The sequence below is a fragment of the Streptococcus sp. HCA-5024 genome, from assembly GCF_037890265.1.
GTDB classification, from domain to species: Bacteria; Bacillota; Bacilli; order Lactobacillales; family Streptococcaceae; genus Streptococcus; species Streptococcus lingualis.
This window is the reverse complement of record NZ_JBBKBR010000001.1, coordinates 21,871-41,744: the sequence shown is the minus strand read 5'-3', so window position 1 is coordinate 41,744 and position 19,874 is coordinate 21,871. Positions and strand designations below refer to the sequence as shown.

The 19,874-nt window shown below is 41.7% G+C and carries 19 protein-coding genes and 1 riboswitch; of the genes, 3 read left to right on the top strand and 16 right to left on the bottom strand.

From position 1 onward, the window contains the following. Positions 1 to 73 precede the first annotated feature (73 nt). From WKT08_RS00215 to nox, 15 genes are all read right to left on the bottom strand, one after another. Positions 74 to 1,417, bottom strand: a complete 1,344-nt coding sequence (locus WKT08_RS00215; RefSeq protein WP_023918099.1) for an MATE family efflux transporter — start codon at positions 1,415 to 1,417, stop codon at positions 74 to 76. Positions 1,418 to 1,530: 113 nt separating this feature from the next. After that, a complete protein-coding gene (locus WKT08_RS00210) occupies positions 1,531 to 2,790 on the bottom strand; it encodes a nucleobase:cation symporter-2 family protein (RefSeq protein ID WP_070589011.1) in 1,260 nt (419 codons plus the stop codon). After that, the gene (locus WKT08_RS00205; RefSeq protein ID WP_003001484.1) at positions 2,790 to 3,371 is read right to left on the bottom strand and encodes a xanthine phosphoribosyltransferase; all 582 of its coding nucleotides are present in this window, start codon (positions 3,369 to 3,371) and stop codon (positions 2,790 to 2,792) included. The genes WKT08_RS00210 and WKT08_RS00205 overlap by 1 nt, the downstream gene beginning before the upstream one ends. Positions 3,372 to 3,462: 91 nt before the next feature. Further along, positions 3,463 to 3,558: riboswitch (purine riboswitch) on the bottom strand. Then, positions 3,548 to 4,531: a GMP reductase gene (gene guaC, locus WKT08_RS00200; RefSeq protein WP_195487214.1), complete on the bottom strand. Its 984-nt coding sequence runs from the start codon at positions 4,529 to 4,531 to the stop codon at positions 3,548 to 3,550. It overlaps the preceding riboswitch by 11 nt. Before the next feature lie 182 nt (positions 4,532 to 4,713). Further along, the gene (locus WKT08_RS00195) at positions 4,714 to 5,439 is read right to left on the bottom strand and encodes an alpha/beta fold hydrolase (protein ID WP_340279474.1); all 726 of its coding nucleotides are present in this window, start codon (positions 5,437 to 5,439) and stop codon (positions 4,714 to 4,716) included. A gap of 42 nt (positions 5,440 to 5,481) precedes the next feature. Further along, complete coding sequence (locus WKT08_RS00190) at positions 5,482 to 6,078, bottom strand: hypothetical protein (RefSeq protein WP_340279473.1); 597 nt, start codon at positions 6,076 to 6,078, stop codon at positions 5,482 to 5,484. 150 nt (positions 6,079 to 6,228) lie between these two features. Continuing rightward, complete coding sequence (locus WKT08_RS00185) at positions 6,229 to 6,765, bottom strand: hypothetical protein (protein WP_023918092.1); 537 nt, start codon at positions 6,763 to 6,765, stop codon at positions 6,229 to 6,231. 314 nt (positions 6,766 to 7,079) lie between these two features. Then, complete coding sequence (locus tag WKT08_RS00180) at positions 7,080 to 7,697, bottom strand: SAP domain-containing protein (protein WP_023918090.1); 618 nt, start codon at positions 7,695 to 7,697, stop codon at positions 7,080 to 7,082. A gap of 713 nt (positions 7,698 to 8,410) precedes the next feature. Further along, positions 8,411 to 8,608: a Sec-independent protein translocase subunit TatA/TatB gene (locus WKT08_RS00175; protein ID WP_023918087.1), complete on the bottom strand. Its 198-nt coding sequence runs from the start codon at positions 8,606 to 8,608 to the stop codon at positions 8,411 to 8,413. Continuing rightward, positions 8,608 to 9,327 (bottom strand): twin-arginine translocase subunit TatC, encoded by a 720-nt coding sequence (tatC, locus tag WKT08_RS00170; protein WP_340279471.1) that lies wholly within the window; start codon positions 9,325 to 9,327, stop codon positions 8,608 to 8,610. The genes WKT08_RS00175 and tatC overlap by 1 nt, the downstream gene beginning before the upstream one ends. Continuing rightward, positions 9,314 to 10,999 carry an FTR1 family iron permease gene (locus WKT08_RS00165; protein WP_340279470.1) on the bottom strand — a complete coding sequence of 562 codons (1,686 nt, stop codon included), beginning with the start codon at positions 10,997 to 10,999 and terminating at the stop codon, positions 9,314 to 9,316. The genes tatC and WKT08_RS00165 overlap by 14 nt, the downstream gene beginning before the upstream one ends. Next, positions 10,977 to 12,182: an iron uptake transporter deferrochelatase/peroxidase subunit gene (gene efeB, locus WKT08_RS00160; RefSeq protein ID WP_340279469.1), complete on the bottom strand. Its 1,206-nt coding sequence runs from the start codon at positions 12,180 to 12,182 to the stop codon at positions 10,977 to 10,979. Before efeB ends, WKT08_RS00165 begins: the two co-directional genes overlap by 23 nt. Before the next feature lie 5 nt (positions 12,183 to 12,187). Further along, entirely contained in the window at positions 12,188 to 13,060 is an 873-nt protein-coding gene (gene efeO / locus WKT08_RS00155) for an iron uptake system protein EfeO (RefSeq protein ID WP_118228191.1), read from the bottom strand. Between the two features lie 110 nt (positions 13,061 to 13,170). Further along, positions 13,171 to 14,715 (bottom strand): ClC family H(+)/Cl(-) exchange transporter, encoded by a 1,545-nt coding sequence (locus WKT08_RS00150; protein ID WP_340279468.1) that lies wholly within the window; start codon positions 14,713 to 14,715, stop codon positions 13,171 to 13,173. A 118-nt stretch (positions 14,716 to 14,833) separates the two neighbouring features. Continuing rightward, positions 14,834 to 16,210, bottom strand: a complete 1,377-nt coding sequence (nox, locus tag WKT08_RS00145) for a H2O-forming NADH oxidase (RefSeq protein WP_340279467.1) — start codon at positions 16,208 to 16,210, stop codon at positions 14,834 to 14,836. A 224-nt stretch (positions 16,211 to 16,434) separates the two neighbouring features. Between nox and WKT08_RS00140 the strand changes: the two genes are divergently transcribed. The 3 genes from WKT08_RS00140 to WKT08_RS00130 are packed head-to-tail and all read left to right on the top strand — an operon-like array spanning position 16,435 to position 19,252. After that, on the top strand, positions 16,435 to 17,358 hold the full coding sequence (locus WKT08_RS00140; RefSeq protein WP_195423195.1) for an FAD:protein FMN transferase: 924 nt from the start codon (positions 16,435 to 16,437) through the stop codon (positions 17,356 to 17,358). A 25-nt stretch (positions 17,359 to 17,383) separates the two neighbouring features. Then, positions 17,384 to 17,989 carry an NADPH-dependent FMN reductase gene (locus WKT08_RS00135; RefSeq protein WP_195423193.1) on the top strand — a complete coding sequence of 202 codons (606 nt, stop codon included), beginning with the start codon at positions 17,384 to 17,386 and terminating at the stop codon, positions 17,987 to 17,989. Between the two features lie 18 nt (positions 17,990 to 18,007). After that, entirely contained in the window at positions 18,008 to 19,252 is a 1,245-nt protein-coding gene (locus WKT08_RS00130; protein ID WP_049507732.1) for an NAD(P)H-dependent oxidoreductase, read from the top strand. 37 nt (positions 19,253 to 19,289) lie between these two features. Here WKT08_RS00130 and WKT08_RS00125 read toward each other — a convergent pair whose 3' ends face one another. Next, positions 19,290 to 19,850, bottom strand: a complete 561-nt coding sequence (locus tag WKT08_RS00125) for a TlpA family protein disulfide reductase (RefSeq protein WP_340280078.1) — start codon at positions 19,848 to 19,850, stop codon at positions 19,290 to 19,292. Positions 19,851 to 19,874 lie beyond the last annotated feature (24 nt).

The window sequence follows — 19,874 nt, the reverse complement described above, 5'->3', positions numbered from 1 at the left end:
CAATTGTCAAGAACTTTCAGAAAATTTATAATATTCACGGTACACAAAAAAGTCTGGTTTCCCAGACTTCATTTTAGTTTGTTTGCTTTTTTTCGATCTGCCAGAGCCGAAGTTGGTAACAAATTCCACTCACGACAAGGCTAGAAATAAGGCCGATCCAATAAGCGTATGGACCCAAGTTGGTCACATGGTCAAGGAAAATCCCTAGTGGGATAGAGATGCACCAATAACTAAAGACACCTAATAAGAAAGGAACGGTTGTATCCTTATAGCCCCGCAAAATCCCTTGTAGAGGTGCTGCAAAAGTATCAGCCACTTGGAAAAAGAGACTATAAGTCATGAAAATCGCTGTTTGCTGCACAAAGACTGGATCCTTCCCGTATAGTCCTGCTAGTTGGAAGCGGAATGTATAGAGAAAGACGAGGGTGACAATGGCAAAACCAAAGGCTGTCAGTCGTCCCAAACGGCAATATTGTTTGACCACTTCTGGTCTTCCTGCTCCCAGTTCGTAAGATACGATAATCGCCATAGTACTGGAGATACTAACTGGGAAAGCATACATCAGGGTAGAAAAATTCATGGCCGATTGGTGGCTAGCAATGGTCAGTGATGGGAATTTTGCCATTAACAAACCAACCAGCGAGAAGATAATGACTTCTGCAAAAACAATTCCACCGATTGGAAGCCCAAGGCGCAATACTTCTTTCATCCCTTTAAAATCATAAGGTTGGGGCTTCCACAATTGGAAAGGTGCTACCTTAGGGTGTTTGCATAAGATCAAAACCGCAATAACCAACAAGACCCAGTAGGCCAGAGAGGTTCCAAGACCTGCTCCTGCTCCCCCCATCTCGGGAAAACCAAATGCCCCATAGATCAGGATATAGTTAAAACAAGCATTGAGAGGCAAAAGCAAGAGCATCAAGTACATCGATAGACGCGTCATTCCCAAGGTATCGAGGAAGGTACGCACGATACTAAAGAGCAACAAAGGTAAGATTCCCAGAGAAAGAAAATATAAATAGTGAATGGCTATTTGGGCAACAACATTTTCTAAGCCGATCTGCTTGAGAATCATGGGTGCAATCCCCCAAACAAAGCCTATTAAGAGAATGGCCATACCAAATGACATATAGAGGAATTGGTAAAAGTCGCCAGCAATCCGTTCTTTATTTCCCTTGCCTAAATGATGCCCAACAATCGGCGTCAGCGCAGAGACAATCCCTGTCAGGAAAGTAAAAAAAGGATTCCACAGACTCGTAGCTGTAGAAACACCAGCCAAATCAAGGGTCCGGTACTGACCAGTCATGGCTGTATCGACAAAGCTGGCTGAATAATTAGCTAATTGGTAGATTAAAATCGGCAAAAATAGACTCAAAAACAAGCGCAAGCGCTCTTTAAAGTGATAGGTTACATACATGATTCTAACTCTCTTCTCATCAAACTAGATTTTCTCCTCTTCCACTCTACTATATGTTTCTTTAAAAGTCAAAAAAACCGAAGATCCAAGGACCTCCGGTAAATTTGAGATAATTATTTGTTGCGGTTTAAAATAGCGTTGAGAACGATCGCCAAGACACTGGCAACGACAATTCCGTTAGCAAAAAACATTTGGAATCCTGTTGGAAGGCCATTGAAGAGGGTGCTGTTGTTCAAACCAACCCCTGCAGCAATCGATACAGCAGCGATCAAGAAATTGTGCTCATTGTGTTCAAAATCAACACGCGCAAGAATCTGCATCCCTTGAATCGATACAAAACCAAACATGACTAGCATCGCTCCCCCAAGAACTGGACTTGGAATGATTTGTGCTAAAGCTCCAAACTTAGGAAGGAGACCAAGAAGAACAAGGAAACCAGCCGCGTAGTAGATTGGCAAGCGAGTCTTGATACCAGACAATTTCACCAAGCCAACGTTTTGTGAGAATCCAGTGTAAGGGAAGGTATTGAAGATACCACCGAGGAGAACGGCCAACCCTTCAGCACGGTAACCATTGCGAAGGCGCGTGCTATTAATTGGATCTTTGGTAATATCAGAAAGAGCAAGATAGACACCTGTTGATTCAACCATAGAAACTGTCGCGATGATACACATCATGACGATTGAGGTAATTTCAAACTTAGGTGCTCCAAAGAAGAATGGTGTTGGAACGTGAACGACTGGTGCTTGCGCTACTGGAGTGAAGTCTACCAAGCCCATAGAAGCCGCAATGGCAGTACCTGCGATCAAACCAATCAAAATTGAAATGGATTTAATAAAGCCAGTCGTATAGATATTAACAACTAAAATGATGAGAATAGTCACCACAGCCAAAATCAAGCTTTGAACGGTTGGTTTTGGCGCATTATTTCCCATATTTCCAATCGCTACTGGAATCAAAGTCAAACCAATGGTGGTAATAACGGATCCCGTTACAATTGATGGGAAGAGATTGGCAATCTTAGAGAAGAAACCAGAGACAAGGATGACATAAATCCCTGAGACAATCAAGGCACCAAACATGGCACCACTACCATGGCTAGCCCCGATCATGCTGAGAGGCGCTACAGACTGGAAGGCAACCCCAAGGACTACCGGAAGACCGATCCCAAAGTATTTATTGAGCTGCACTTGAAGGAAAGTTGCGACCCCACACATGAAGATATCTGTAGAGATGAGGTAGGTTAGTTGATGAGCGTTATAGCCCAAAGCTCCTGCGATCATGATCGGCACCAAAATAGATCCCGAATACATGGCCAAAAGGTGTTGCAAGCCTAAAATAGCGGCCTGTGAATGGCTTTCTTGTTTTTGCATTAGATGTCTGCCTCCTTAAATACAACCTGACCATTTTCAAAACGGTCCAAACGTGCGAGGGATACAACTGGATATCCCAACTCTTCTAACAATCCCCGTCCATCTTGGAAGGATTTTTCAATCACGATCCCAATCGCTTCGACTTGAGCACCAGCTTGTTCGATGATTTGAATCAAACCTTTGGCTGCTTGCCCATTTGCAAGGAAATCGTCAATGATCAAAACCTTATCCGATGGATCCAAGAATTTACCCGCAATCGAAACGGTGCTGGTGACTTGCTTGGTAAAGGAATAAACCTCAGCCGTCAAGATGCCCTCATTCATCGTGATGTTTTTCGCCTTCTTAGCAAAGATCATGGGAACATCCAAGGCTTCAGCTACATAAAGGGCTGGTGCAATCCCAGATGCTTCAATGGTTACGACTTTGGTCACGCCAGCATCTTTAAAACGGTCCGCAAAAGTCTGACCAATTTCTTTCATCAATTTAAAATCCACTTGGTGGGTCAAAAAGGAGTCCACCTTGAGGATATTCTCACCTAAAACATTGCCATCTTTTAAGATGCGCTCTTCAAGTAATTTCATACTTCCTCCTACTTTTTTAAAAAATCCTCTACTTCAATCATAAAACACAAAAAGGCCTGCTAAGCAAGCCTTGAAATCTCTCTAAAAAGAGAAATAATCCCGACTTACTTATTGTTAGGTGTTCCGGCACCTTGTAGAAACATCACGCCCATTCGTGAAATAAATAAGTAATTCAATTAGTGTGCATCGCCATTCCAGATAGAATTCTTAACGATCACATAGTCAACATGTTTCAAATCTGCTAATTTTCGGCCTCCTGCATAAGAGATCGAACTTTGCAAATCTTGTTCCATTTCCGTTAAGGTGTCTTGCAAATGACCCTTGGCAGGCAATAAAATCTTCTTCCCTTCGACGTTCTTATATGCACCTTTTTGGTACTCTGAAGCAGATCCATAGTACTCTTTGAAAGACTCTCCATCAATCTCTACTGTTTTACCAGGACTTTCAATATGTCCTGCAAAGAGAGAACCGATCATGACCATAGATGCCCCGAAACGAATCGATTTGGCAATATCGCCATGGGTCCGAATCCCACCGTCCGCAATGATTGGCTTACGCGCTGCTTTTGAGCACCAGCGAAGGGCAGCCAATTGCCAACCACCTGTACCAAATCCAGTCTTAACTTTGGTGATACAAACCTTACCAGGGCCGATTCCGACCTTAGTCGCATCAGCTCCCGCATTTTCCAATTCACGAACAGCCTCAGGTGTTCCAACATTACCAGCAATGACAAAGGTATCTGGCAATTCCTTCTTGATGTGTTGAATCATCCGAATGACACTATCCGCATGACCATGTGCGATATCAATGGTGATGTACTCAGGCGCATCTTCCTTTAATTGACTCACAAAGTCGTATTCGTATTCCTTAACACCAACCGAAATAGAAGCGATCAAACCTTGATCATGCATGCGTTTGACAAAAGGAATCCGTCCCGCTTCATCAAAACGGTGCATGATGTAGAAGTAACCACCACGTGCCAACTGCTCTGCTACATTCTCATCCAAGATCGTCTGCATATTGGCAGGAACAACTGGAAGCTTGAAGGTATGGTTTCCAAATTGGACGGTTGTGTCTGCTTCTGACCGGCTATTGATGATACATTTGTTGGGAATCAACTGGATATCTTCATAGTCGAAAATAGGAAATTCATTTAACATAAATTGAAAAATCTCTTTTCTAAAAACTGACCTACCTATGCGCAAGCGCATCGCTACGTCTCTTGACGTTTCCTTGATAGATTATACCAAAGATACGGACCTAATGCAATGGGAATGATTTTATAGGAAATAACGTTCGGAAATTATAAGACAAAAACCTGTTTCAAACAGAGAAACAGGTTTTATTTATGAACATTTTGGAGCCAATTGTTTACTTCTCTAGCTACAATTTCAGGCGCCTCTGTATACAGTTCGTGCCCCAAACCTTCTAGCAAGACTTGCTTGATCTGGGGATCTAGTTGCTTCAGAGCATCTTTTCTCCATTCAGGTTCTTCTTGGTATCGAGGCCCGATAAAGAGGACAGGCAGTTCTACCAGTGGAATCTGGTAAGTCTTGATCTGACGCCGTAGACGCAATAAAGCCATGACCTTTTCGAGATTCAGATTTAATTCATATTGTTCACTCGCTGGATTCCAGCGATAGCTAGCCTCTACTGCTTTTTGCGCTATAGGAGTAGGATCTGCTTGATCACCAAGTTCGGATAACACGGCTTCTTCTAAAGTTGCAAAGACTTGCTGCTGCATGAAAGACGCCGTTCCTTCTAGCTCTTCTTCAAGAGGCAGGATCTTTTCCATATCCAGATAGCCACCATCCAGGAGAATCAGAGCTCGAATCTGAGGAAACTCGCCAGCCAGATAACGAGCCAAATCTCCACCCAAGGAATGCCCCAATAAACAGATCTCTTCCGCCTGGCCGATCTGACCTTGAAACCAGGCACGTAGATCATTTTCTGTCTGAATCATTTCCCTATAGGGATCTAGAAAGGTTACAGGAAAGCCTAGCTCATCAATAAGTGGAGCCAGATGGTAGCTATTGCTACCTAGACCGCCAATAAAATAATACTGCATGTGTTTTGTCCTTTCTTTTTCATTCTATTTCATTGGTTAGCGCTACTCTCTCGCGTCTCCTTTATGGAGTTCCGTATTATAAACAATTTCTGCACCAGGGCTTCCTTTATCATCCTTTACGACTCCTATTAACTGACCATCTTCTACTAATAATTCAATATTTTCATCTGTACTACTTGCCTCTGTGAGTATAGCTCTCTTAGGCAAATGCTCCTCATTTGAAACGTCTACAGGTTTGCCATTTGAGTCCAGTAACTCAATGACTTCATTGCCACCTCCATCAAAATCAAGAACAATGTCTGAAATCAATCCATAACTTAATGGAATAAATTTCTTTATTTTATCTCCCAGAGTAGCTTTATTTCCATACTTGTCATAGATCGTCGGACGCACATAGGCATTTGAGAATGTTGACCCTTCTTCAGTAACGTAGATTGGGGATAACTCAATCTTCTCAATCCCAGTATAGTGTTCTTTGATGTAGGTTCCGATTTGTTCTTCTAGCAAAAGAAAACCATGCTTATAGAGCTTTGTTGTTTTCGGTCCAAGATTCGGCTTCGTTAGTTTATTGTAGACAAAGTAACTACCGGATAGGATGAAAATTAAAATAGCAATGATCTTTACCCACTTTCTGCTCATCAGTCGCTCCTCCTTCTATCTACTTCAGTATAGCATATTTGGTTGGCTTTCCATCGCTATTCCTAACGAAACGGAATATAAAGATTTGAAATGTGGCGAAATTTTAAAGCATTTCACAGTCTCATGAAATACTTTTAAACTGTATTATTTTTATATGAATAGAAGACTAGTTCCTTCAGTTTTCTTGGTCTCTTCAATCCAATATTGCTCCTCTTTGGGGATCAAATGATCAAAACGTCCTGAAAAAAACTTCCATCCGTTTGGCACATATCTTTCGTAGTTTTTCATCCCCAGATGGTTTGAATAAAATTCTTCTTTATCAAAATCGATGAAAAGATCCGGAAGCAAGGCTTTTCCTTCCAGAATAATCTCTGAATTCAAGTTCTCCTCTTCCATTGAACGTTTGATCATTGAGATCAATTCTTCAACCGTCACCTTCAGCCAATCATCTTTATACATTTCTAAGTAGCTCTCAAGATTGCTTTTTGTAATCACATGAAGATTCTGCTGAATCTCAGGTAAATAGGAGAAATCAACATCCAGACCTGCTTCCTGGTATGCCTGAATATATTTATCGATATCCATTGTCCACATTTCGTTTGAACAAATATACCAGTTAAACTGATGATTTGCAATAACCCCAACAATATTTATTTCTGGTTTCTCTATCAATTGGTCTTTATTCACTAGTTTTTTCTCCCCTTCTCCTATCTACTTGTTCCGAACTGACAATAGGACTTACTTACCAAACATTATATATCTATGATACCGAATTATATTTTGACAAGCAAGTTAATGACCGAGTCGCTAACAAAAAAGCCAGCTAAAAGGGTTTAGCTGACTGATGTCATATCTAATAAATCTTTCTCTGCTCGATCATCTAGCAGAGAAAGCAAGTATCCCACATTCTCTTATATTCTATAAAACAAAAAAGCACTCTGCAAAAACAGAGTGCTATCGTCTTTAATACTTTATATTCCATTCGACAAACTTGAAGTTGTTTACTTACAGTACTCCTCTATTTTGTAGCTATATTCTTTTAGAAGTCCCCGTGAATAAATTTTTTTATTTTTTGAATCTCTAACTTCATTCCAAAGGATAGCCGCAACTTTTAACTTGTTGGAGTAATGATTGCTAAATTCATCGGCACAAAAGTCTTTTAGAAATTGATTCCATTGGCAAGCTGAATTATCATACTTGGCGTAGTCTGACTCTCCATAGTATATTTTAATCATATCTTGGATTGTAAAATTTATGTTGTTGTCCCGTTTTACTTTTCTCCAAGCAGTTGCCATATCAGCATTAAACTTAAACGGATTAACACCTGTTACAGCTGAAAAATAATCACGAAATTTCTGATTAAAGGAAAACCCACATTCAAGTAATGATGTATTTAGGGTTATTATTTCGGTTTGATTTTTGTTTCTTTTCCTCAAAACTTTTTCTACTCTATTTCCCCTAAAATATTGTTCTATAATATGATTTAATTCTTTTTTTGTACATCTGTATTCTAATCCAAGGTACTTACAAATTTGTGAAAGCTCTTCTCGATACCAGTAGTATCTGTTAAATTCTTCAAATGATTTTATATCTCTAAAATCAGGTCTATGTTCTTCCAAATGCTCGCCTCTACAACTCCAAATTTATCTCATTATACCATAGATAATAAAAGTCATATCAATTTATACCCATGCCACATAAAGCTATAACAGAATATATTACAATCTTGTAATTACTGTATTTCTATTAAGCTTAACATTCTTATAAAATAAATAAGAAAAACAAACGATATAGTCCATCACTAGTAACAAGAAATACTAGAAGTTGAAAGATATAAAAACATTTAAATGGAAAGCATAGCAATAAACAAAACAGTCAGTAAAACGATGGTTTTGTTGTGTTGTTTCACTTGCTTTCTAATTTCCTCTTTTGACTTTATCCGCAGACGCCCTTTGTATTTTGATTTAGTCATGGAACTTCTAATAAGTTCGCTGACGTCCGTACTCACTTAAGGAAAGTTTTTTATATGACTTTATCTTCAATCTGAGACCGTTAAAACCTCTTTGTTTGAATCTTTCTAACTGAATTGGACACAAAAAATCCACTCACTCGGGGTGAAATGGATTGTTTCTTCATTAACGGTTCAACAAGAAATTGAACAATTTTTCGACAATTTTTACGACCAACCAGCATAAGAATCCGATATAGCTAAAATAGAAAATGAGTGACAAAATCGTAATAATCATGGTTTCCTCCTTCGTCGATTGCAAGTACTTGTCTTATTATACCTTTTTATGCAATCGAACTCAATAGAATTTTGAAAATTGTCTGATTATTCTTTTTCTTCTTTAGCTTCTTTGGCGTCTTGATCGGCTTCTTCACTGCCTTTATTGACAGCTGTCTTAAATTCAGCAAACATTTTGCCGATGGACTGGCCCAACTCAGGCAGGCGTTTTGGTCCAAAAATCAAGAGGGCGCCCAGGATGATGATGATCAAACCTGGTGCTCCAATATCACGTAAAATTCCCATTAGTTTCTCCTTTTTCTTGAATAGATGACTTTACTGAAGGCGACACTGACTTCAAATAAGAGGATCAAAGGGAGTGTCATGGCCAAGTCACTGATAAAGTCTGCAGGGGTTAGCACGACGGCTAAGACCAGCAGAACAAAGTAAGCATAACGTCGGTAGGTTATTAAAAACTGTGGTGTCAAAAGTCCAATCGAGGTCAGAAAAGCGACCAAAACTGGTAACTCGAACAAGACCCCTAAAGGCAAGGTGGTGTGCCATAAGAAGGTTAGATAATTTTGTGCCGTCAATTGGGTATCAAACAGCCCTTCTCCCAAGCGCATCAGGACCTCTAAAATAGCTGGGCTGACAAAGAAATAACCAAATGCAAGTCCCAGCACAAAGCAGATAAAGCTAGCTGGGATGTAGGCAAAGACTGCACGCGCCTCCTTCTCCTTCAAAGCCGGTCTTACAAATTGCCAAATCTGGTAGACAATAAAGGGCAAGGTCAGGCTAAAAGCTGTGAGATTTGCCAGCGATACATAGATCCAGAGGATATCATTCGGTCCCAGTACCAGCAGTTTTTGATGGAGGCTAGCCGTCAAGGCTTGATAGAGTTCTCCACCAAATACAAAGGATAGGATGAAGACGATAATATAACACAAGACCACTGCGATCAATCGTTTTCGAAATTCAACCAAATGCTCAACAATGGTCATTTCATCTGCTCTACTCTTTGCCATGTTGTCTCACCGTAACGAGTGCGATCAAGGCTACAAAGATACATTGAGGAAGAAGAACTTCCCAGCTTGGATAGATGCCCGCCCAATCGATGGTTGGAAGTCCATTGACCAAATGGCTAGGGAGGATATTGGTCAACTGCAGGGCGTGAATGCTGACACCGAGCATCTTGAAGGCCAAGGCGTAAATCAACCAAGTCAGAATGAAAAAGATTCTGTGAGGTTGGATAGCTTGACTAGCCTTGGTCATGGCCCCTGCAATGATGATGAGGACAGCTATAGCAAGCCCGATTCCCAGTAAGAAATTCGCGGTCGTAATCCGAGGAATGATCCCGACATAGAAGAGAATAGTCTCAGCCCCTTCACGAAAGACTGCTAAGAAACTGAGGGCAAACATCGAGACAAAGCTTCCTGTAGCCGTTACGGTCTTCATTTGACGGTCCATAAAGGCATTCCACTGTTTGACAGAGGACTTGCTGTGGAGCCAAATTCCGATGAGAATCATCATGACTACAGCGAAAATCCCAACGCCACCTTCAATGATTTCCCGGTTAGACCCCGAAGTAACGGCTGGAAAAGCTACTTGCAAAACAAGAGCGATCGCTGCACTGGCAAGAACGCCAGCAATGGCTCCACCGTAGACCCATTTGAGTCCTTTCCTCATCTTAGCGGCCTTAAGGGTCGTCACAAGCGCCATGACGATCAGAAGCGCTTCTACTCCTTCACGCAGAAGAATCAACATAGCATCAAAAGCGTTGTAAGAAGCTGTCGTATCAATCGCAGACAGGTCCCTGATCAAGGCTTGTAATTTCTCTTGATAGGTCTTTTCTTTCCCCTTAACCATAATGACCGGGGATTCACTCTCTACGCGCGTGTAGAGACTTGGATTGGTCGTGCTGACATCCCCCTCAATGGTTGGCCAGATGGTGATGAACTGCTTCATAGTTGCTGCAGCAGATTTTTCATCACCAGCTTGGAATTGGCTTTGCGCCTTCTCCAAAAGCTTGATCCCATCTTTCAGTGTCAAATCCGTACTGGCACTGCTAATCGCTTCTCCTTTTACAAAGGCATCAATCCCATTTTTTAGGTCATCATAGGAGGACTGGATGCTGGTGAAGTCGGTAGGCTCTGTTTCAATACTACTACGTAAGAGCGAAATGGCCGTCTCGATTTTGCCATAGTAGGCTGTGCTATGATCCCTCACCACTGCTTCGTTTCGTGTCCAGGTATTATTGAGATCTGCATAGGTTTGACGAGTTTTATCCAGATCCTTAGCTGTAATGGCCTCTTGTAGGTTCTTAAAGTAAGGTGTGAGGCGACTCACGAGTTTGTCTTTTTCCGCCTCTAAATCTACCGGATTTTGCTCTTTTTCAAAAGCTAGCAAGGCTGATGAGATCTTGGTGAGATCCTCTTTGCTTACCTCCCCTTTTATAGCCAGGGCTTGGCTAACTTTTTTCCCTGCCTTGGAATCATGGTGGTCTTTGGATTCAAAATCAGCCTGAATCTCAGCGATCAATTCCTTGGCCTTTTTCTGGTCTTTATTTTGTACAGCGGTTGTTGCATCCGTGATCTTGATAAAGAGATCGCTGTAAGACTCCGCAGCCACTGGATGAGTCCAGAACAAGGCAAGAAGGCCTAACAGGATCAAGAATTTATTCAAAGAGTGCTTGACCAAGATACCCTCCTTTCTCAACGCCTGCAAAGCAAGCAAAGAGTCCACTTCCGATATGAGTGATGTACTCGTTCATTTTATCCACTGCGCCCAAGTTGGTTTGGATTTTGACAAAGCTGTTCGGATCCTTTTGAAAGGCGATAAAGATCAAGCCAGCATCAAATTGCCCAGTCTGTTCATTGATGCCATCCGAATAAGAATAAGAACGCCGTAAAATCGGACGATCGACTTCTTTGGCCAAACGAACATGTGAATCTACAGGTAGTTTAGATAAATCCACCTCATCAAATTCGTTGGTTTTACCAAAGGGAGCACCGGACTCCTTGTAGCGACCAAAAGTGTTTTCCTGCTCCTGCAAATTGGTTCGGTCCCAAGTTTCCAGGTGCATTTGCACTAGACGAAGAGCCATATAGGAACCACCCTTCATCCAGTCCTTGCTGTCAGTCCAGACGACCTTGTCAAAATCCTTCTCCGTCGTGACATTTGCGGTTCCATCCTTGAAACCAAAGAGGTTGCGGGGTGTTTCTTTTCGGTCACCAATGGCCGCAAAACCTGATTTGCTCCACTTCATGGTAATAGTATTGCGACCCTTACGAATCAGATTTCGCACCGCATGAAAGGCTACTTGCTCATCGTCTGCACAGGCCTGAATGACGATATCGCCACCTGTATATTTGTCCTGCAACTGCTCCTTTGGAAATGGGGGTAAATCACGAAAGAGTTTGGGACGTTTGGCCTCCAAGCCCAGTTTCTTTAGAAAGGAGGCCGAAACTCCAAAAGTCAGGCTCAAGCGATAGGGGTTGAGTCCTACTGTTTCACCTGTATCTGTTGGTGGCAAGAGGGCATTGGAACCATCTTTTTTGACCAATTCTCCTTCGACTAATTTACTACTATAGTCGGTCCAGTCTTTAAAGAGCTGGATGACTTCTTTTTTGTCCGTCGTGTGAAGATCTAATACAACCAAGTAGCAAGCCTTCTGCATGGCCGTCGTAATCCCTGCTTGGTGCTCGCCATAAAAGGAGATGTCTTCATCCCCATCATAAGCTTTTTTGCTGGAACTGTCTTGATTAGCGAAAAAAGCAGATGCACCAGAGAGACCCAGCGCTAGACCAGCCCCTCCAATACCTGCTTTTTTTAGAAATTCACGACGGTCCATTTTTTTATCTAAAAATTTTTCGTCAGCCATTTTTCTTATTTCCCATCTAAAATCACACCCATTTGAGACAAAGGTTCACCAAGTTTGGTCACAGCTTCTGCCAATTCCTTGGTATCTTCCTTGGATAAGTCTGTGTAAGACTTATAGTTTGAATCATCTGTCATGTGTTTGTCCAATAGAGCATTGACATTTTTGAATTCTGCTTCCAAGGTTTTAACCAATTTAGAATCTTTTTTCTCAATCAAAGGTTTAAAGAGAGAGAAGATCTTTTCAGCCCCTTCAATATTGGCTCGGAAGTCGTAAAGATCTGTATGAGAGAAGACTTCTTCTTCACCTGTAATCTTTTGCGTTGCCACTTCATTGAGCAAATCAACAGCTCCGGTCAACATGATATCCGGTGTTACTTCTACTGTAGCAATTTTAGCTTTCAACTCCTTAATATCGTTCACCAGTTGGTCAGCGTATTTGTCTGTTCCATCTGTAGTATTGTTTTCCCAAAGGATACGCTCAATCCGGTGGAAACCTGACCAGCCATCTTCTGATTTATTTTCATCCACATAATCCACCAAACGGTAGTCGATCTTGACATCTGATTCCCCGAAGGTTTCAGCAATCGGTTCGGAACGTTCATAGGCCATACGGATCAAGGGGTATTGCTTTTTAGCTTCTTCTAAATTACCGTCTTTTAGGGTAGCTCGGAATCCTTCTGTATCCTTGAGCAATTGGTCAATTTGCATTTCAACAAAGTCTTTGTATTCAGCTGTCGCATTGTCCAAGGTCTTCTGGTCATCCTTCGACAACTGCACCGTTGAGCTGGTTTGCGTCTTTTGATTCGACTGTTTGCTAGTAGAATTTGCACACCCTGCTAAAAGAGCAACACTCAATAAGAGTAGACTATATTTTTTCATGAAAGACTTCTCCTCATTTGTTCTTGCCCTTATTCTACCAGATATTTTCTCATTTTTCAATAATTGTCTGAAAATTTAATAATAGAAAAGCTTTTCTGAGAATCTGTCTTTTACAAAAGAATATCCTTGACCCGTCCGATTTCAGATTCTTTAACCACCACAAAGATGCTATCTCCAAGATACAAGCGGGTTGCACCATTGACCGTATAACTCTTCCCGCTTCGCATTTGCGTGGTGATCAAGATATCTTGAGGGAGGTGCAGTTCATGAACTTGTTTTCCTGCAATCTTTTCTGATACAGGGATCTCAATTAAAGTCAACTCTCCTTCTTCTTGCGCCTTATCCGGCAACAATTGCTCGAGCATGGCTTCATAGACTGGCGCTCCATGGAAGAGATCCATGATCATATAAGCCAGCAAGGTCACCATGCCTAGGGGCATTAAACTACGAATATCACCGACCATCTCTGTTACTAAGATCATCGCTGTTAAAGGTGCTTTTGAAATAGCCCCAAAATACCCACTCATTCCTAAAATAATGAAAAGAGGCAGCTGGTTTTGAGAGATAAAGCCAATGTTTTGAAGGAAGGTTCCAACGATGGCACCTAAAAGTGATCCTAATGCTAGTATAGGCAAGAAAATCCCACCAGGTAATCCACTACCATAGCTTAACATACTCCAGATGAAGCGGATCGCAAAATAGAGAAGAATGGTCAGCACTGGATACGGTACTCGAGCTAAATCCAAAACCAATTGGTTCCCACCACCAAGAATTTGTGGAAGGAAATAGCCGATTGGAAGAATCAAGACAAAGGCAAATAAAGAAGAATAATGAGAAGGAACATGGAAAATCTTCTCTAGCAAACGATACAATCGACCGATATTAAGGACCACTATTTCGTAGACATAACCTGCTGCCCCTAAAAAGACTCCAAGAAAAAGATAAATCCAGTACTGTGACAGATGGAGTGGCGGAATATTTTGCGGCATATGAAGTACGGGTGTTTGACCAAAGACATTAAGTGAAATAAAATTAGCCGTCAAACTAGCAGCCAAGGTCGAAATCCAAAAGAAGCGTGAAAAATGATGGTAGACCTCTTCAACCACAAATAAGAGCCCCGCTATAGGTGCATTAAAGGCAGCCGCAAGACCAGCAGCAGCTCCACTTGCAATCAAAGATCGCTCCTCAACCGGACTGACCTTCAAATGATGGGCCACTCCTTTTCCACCCATTGCCCCTAATTGAATACTAGGACCTTCACGACCAAGCATCAAGCCACTTCCGATGGCCAAGACACCTAAAATATACTTCTTCCACAGGGTATCCCACCAGCTCACCGCCAAGAGACCCTTAAGCTCCGCTTCGACTTGCGGAATTCCTGATCCCTTGATATCCCGATTGGTGCGAATAAGGCGACCAGCAATCAGTACGATCACCCCATACCCCAACAGCATCGCCAGTAAATAAAGTGGTTGACCAGACATCTCCTTGTAAACGCCTTGAACAAAATGAAAAATATGTTCGATCAAAAAACGAAAACTTGAGACGATGCAGCCCACAACGATCCCAACCAGAACACCTCTGACAATATGGGCCACAATTGAACTAGAGGCAAAATGAAATTCCTTTTTTAAGGCTTCTTCTTTAGCAGACATTCCCTAACTCCTTCAAACTCTTATCCTATTCATTATACCTTATTTCACTGCCTCTGAATACATGGAAAATCAGAAAAAAACAAAACTAGCACCGCTAGCTTTGTTTTTCAATTATTCATTATTCAGCAGTTAAAGCTGCCATTGTAATGTAGTTGTATGGTTTGTTGAAGTGTGGCAAGAAGAACAAGTCTGTCAAGGCCAATTTATCAATCGTCACGTGTTCTTGAATCGCAAGTGAGAACATGTGGATAGCCATTGAAATGGCGCTATCACGTGATACCATTTGAGCTCCAAGGATTTGACGAGTATCTTTATCATAGACGATCTTGATACCAACTTCATAGTTATCGTGTTTGATAAATTCAGGTTTTTGAAGGTCGTTAAAGCCAGTTTCAGTGGCATTGAAGCCTGCAGCTTTCGCTTTTTCAAGCGTCAAACCAGTTGAAACCATGTGAAGGCCGTAGATAGAGATACCGTTAGAACCTTGAACACCGATTCCTTCTAATTCATGACCAGTCGCATTGTAGGCACCGACAATACCTGAACGAACCGCATTAGACGCAAGAGCGATGTAGCTCATTTCGTTACGAGCGTTATCGAAGATAGTCGCACAGTCACCAACTGCGTATACACCTGGAAGTGACGTTTTTTGTTTCTTATCAACAAGGAAGGCACCGTTGCGGAAGAGTTCGATCTTACCATCAGCAAGAGCTGTATTAGGACGGAAACCAACAGCCAAGATAACCATATCTACATCGAAGGTTTCTTTATCGGTTACAAGGCGTTCTACCTTACCATCTCCTTCAACCGCTTGAACCGTTTGTCCAAGTGCCAAACGGATGTTGTGGTCTTCCAAGTTTTTCGCCATGATGTCAGTGAAGTCTTTGTCGTAGTAGCCATTCAAGACAGTGTCCACGATATCCACCAAGACAACGTCTTTACCAAGACGTTCGAAAGCTTCAGCAAGTTCAACACCGATGTAACCACCACCAACTACGGCGATACGGTTCAAGTGTTTGCTGTTGTCTTTCAATTTTTCGATGACTTCTTCAGCATTTTGGTACAATTTAACGAATTGAAGATTTTCAAGTGTTGCTTTGAATTCGCGGTTACCAGGTACGATTTCAACTCCTTTAATTGGAGGAATGATTGGTGTTGATCCAGTCGCAAAGATCAATTTTTCGTAAGATTCTTTGTGTTCTTTCCCATCAACTTCCGCTGTTACCACTTTGTTATCATAGTCAATTGAAAGAACAGGAGAGTTCATGTAGACTTTCGCACCTTTTGCTTCCAATTTTTCTTTGTCAGAGTAGAAAAGACCTTCAGGACCATCGATTTGTTCACCGATCCAAAGCGCCATCCCACATCCAAGGAATGAAATGTTTGAGTTTTGATCAAAAACCACAATTTCATTTTCATTTCCAAAATTATCTAACATAGTGTTGATACAAGCTGTTCCGGCATGGTTTGCCCCTACAACAACGATTTTACTCATAGAATAAATCCTACCTTTAATTTAATTTACTTCTTGAGTATATCATAAAAATGATATCGGTTACAATTATTTTGCTCAGAATTTGTGATCTTTTTTTCAATTTTCCAGAAAATCCCACTTCACATGTTTCAAAAAATGTCAAACAATATGCTCGAAAGGATTGTGAAAACGATATCTTTTTGATATACTGTAAGTGAGTGAAAATAGGAAAGGATAGATTTTTAGTGGACCTAAGTAGTCGATCCGAACGTTTGATGGGAACGACCATCACTGTTTCGATCTGTCACCCACAAGCGAATGAACTCTTAGCCCGCTGCTTTGAGCTTCTTCGCTCCTACGAACATCGCTTCAGTGCTAATGATGCAAGTTCTGAACTCATGGAGGTCAATCACCAAGCTGGTATTGCTCCTGTCCAAGTTCATCCAGATCTTTTTGAACTGATTGCATTAGGTACCTTGCATAGTCAAGCTCAAGACAGCCATTTAAACATCGCCATTGGTCCTCTTGTACAAACCTGGCGAATTGGATTTTCAGATGCTAGACGTCCCCAGCAAGGGGAAATTGATCAAGCCCTGGCCAAGATCGATCCTCACCAAATCCAGCTCGACCCAGAAAAACATACAGTCTTTCTGATGCGTCCTGGAATGAAGATTGATTTAGGAGCCTTGGCTAAGGGCTATAGTGCAGACTGCATTGCGACCTTTTTAAAGAGCCAGGGAGTAACAGATGCCTTGATTGATCTTGGAGGCAATATCCTCACTGTCGGTCAACACCCCATCAAACAACAGCCTTGGCGGATTGGTATTCAAAATCCAGTCGAAAAAAGAGGCCAGCACCTACTGGTCCTCTCCGTCAAGGATAAATCTGTTGTCACCTCTGGTATCTACGAGCGTCATTTAGAAGTTGACGGCCAGTCGTTTCACCACATCTTTGATAGCGCGACGGGCTATCCGGTCGAGACAGACTTAGCCAGTATCACCATCATATCTGATCGATCCGTAGACGGGGAGATATGGACTACCCGCTTGTTCGGGGAATCTCCTGCTTCTATCCTCAACACTGTTGAATCACTTCCTGGTATAGATACCTTATTGGTTTCTCAATCAGGCAAGATCGCCTATACAAGTGGGCTTCAATCTTATTTATAATTCTCCTATCAGAAAGGAATTTTCCATGATAAAACTTATTGCGATTGTGGGGACTAACTCCAAACGTTCTACAAACCGTCAACTGCTTCAATACATGCAAAAACATTTTGCTGATAAGGCTGTGATCGAATTGGTCGAAATTAAAGATATCCCTGTCTTTAACAAACCAGCCGACAAACAAGTGCCTGAAGCTGTCTTGGATATTGTTGCCAAAATTGAAGAAGCTGATGGGGTCATTATTGGAACTCCAGAATACGACCACTCTATTCCAGCAGTCTTGATGAGTGCACTCGCTTGGCTCTCATACGGAGTCTTCCCATTGTTGAACAAACCGGTCATGATTACTGGGGCATCATACGGTACGTTGGGATCTTCACGCGCCCAACTTCAACTTCGCCAAATCTTAAATGCTCCAGAAATCAAAGCGAATGTCTTGCCAGATGAATTCTTGCTCTCTCATTCATTGCAAGCCTTTGATCAAAATGGAGACTTGGTGGATTTAGATGTTATTCAAAAATTAGATGCCGTCTTCAATGATTTCCGTGTGTTTGTGAAAATTACAGACAAATTGCGCAACGCCCAAGAATTACTTCGCAAAGATGCTGAAGAATTTGACTGGGAAAACTTGTAAGATAGGAGACAGAAAAGAATGAAATTTGTTGGACTTGTAGGATCGAACTACGATCAATCATATAACCGTAAACTTTTGGAATTCATTCGCCGCCAATTTAAGATCAAATTTGAATTGGAAGTTCTTGAAATCGACGAAGTTCCAATGTTTAACCAAGATGAAAAATGGGACGAAAGTTTCCAATTGCGTCTTTTATATAACAAAATCACTCGTGCAGATGGTGTCATCATTGCCACTCCAGAGCACAACCATACGATCTCTGCTGCTCTCAAGTCTGTTCTTGAATGGCTCTCTTTCGAGGTGCATCCATTTGAAAACAAACCCGTTATGATCGTTGGTGCTTCTTACTATGATCAAGGGACTTCACGTGCACAAGTTCACCTCCGTAAGATCCTCGATGCCCCAGGTGTCAATGCTTATACTCTTCCAGGAAATGAATTCCTTCTTGGAAAAGCAAAAGAAGCTTTTGACGAAAACGGCAATATCATCAACGAGGGAACCGTCAAATTCCTTGAAACCTGCTTGGATAATTTTATGAAATACGTTGAGGTTGTATCGAAATTGAAAAAACCAAAACCAATTGAACCAGAAGACTTGGATTGTAATCATCCAATCGCTACAACTGTTACTGAAGTCGATCCTGACGATCCAGATTGGGTAGAAAAGGTAGCTGAAATCACTGGTGCCGTTTCTGGCGATACCTATGTCAAACTCGACCACGGTATCCTAACCGTTAACCAAATTGATATGTTCTTGAAGGCTATGCCATTTGAATTGACTTATGCCGATGATAACAACCAATTCCTCTACTACAACAATGCCCATCAAGATCCAGATACCATGTTTGCTAAACGCGTGCCACCTCAATCAGGAAGCCGGATGTCAACCGTTCACGGCTCCCTACCACCAGCACGTATGAAAAACGTGGAATGGGTGATTGGTACCCTTCGTAACGGTAACCAAGACTATGTTCGGACCATTGTTCCAGGATCTCCTGAAGGCGTGATCAACACTCACAACTACCAAGCTATGTACTATGAAGATGGTTCATACGCTGGTATCAATGAGATTGTCTTCAACTTCAAACCATGGTTGGACTGGTACCTACAAACAACAGGACAACGTCTAGTTGGCGGAAGCGGTCCATTTGCTCCTGCTGGTGGACACGGTAGTGCAGATGCAACTTCTGGTGCTTCTGATGCTGGAGGACATGGTGACGGAGGGCACGGAGATGCCGATGCCACTTCTGGCGCAAGCAACTAAGAAACTAGAAAAAAATGAAGCTTCGTGCTTCATTTTTTTATTGTAAGTCTTTGATGATCTTCTTAGCATCGTCGTTTGAAATAGCCCCTAATTGGACATGTCCAATTTTCCCATGACTGTCTATAAAGACTTCTGTAGGAATAGAGCGAACCTGATAATCTGCAAATGCAGAACCATCTGGATTGTACAAGACCGGTACGGACTTGTAATCTTGTTGATCAAACCATTTGACGAATTCTTCTTCTGTTTTTTCACCTTGGAGTCCTGGTGCCATAATGGTCAGAATTTCAAAGTCTCTATCCGTATCCTTGACCAATTTATCTAGTTCAGGCATACTTTGCCGGCAAGGGCCACACCAGGTTGCCCAAAATTTCAAATAGACCTTCTTCCCTTTGTAGTCTGAAAGTTTGACCGTATTCCCCTTCATATCCTTTAACTCAAAGTCACTGGCGTTTTTTCCTACCAAAGGATGCTTATTCGTTGTTGTATTCATTGTTGGCTGATTGCCCATACTACTCTCACTGGATTGATTCATGGAACAAGCTGACAGCAAAGCTAAAGAGAGAACTGAGAAACAAGCGTATTTAATACCTTTCATCATGTGTTATACCTCCGGATTATT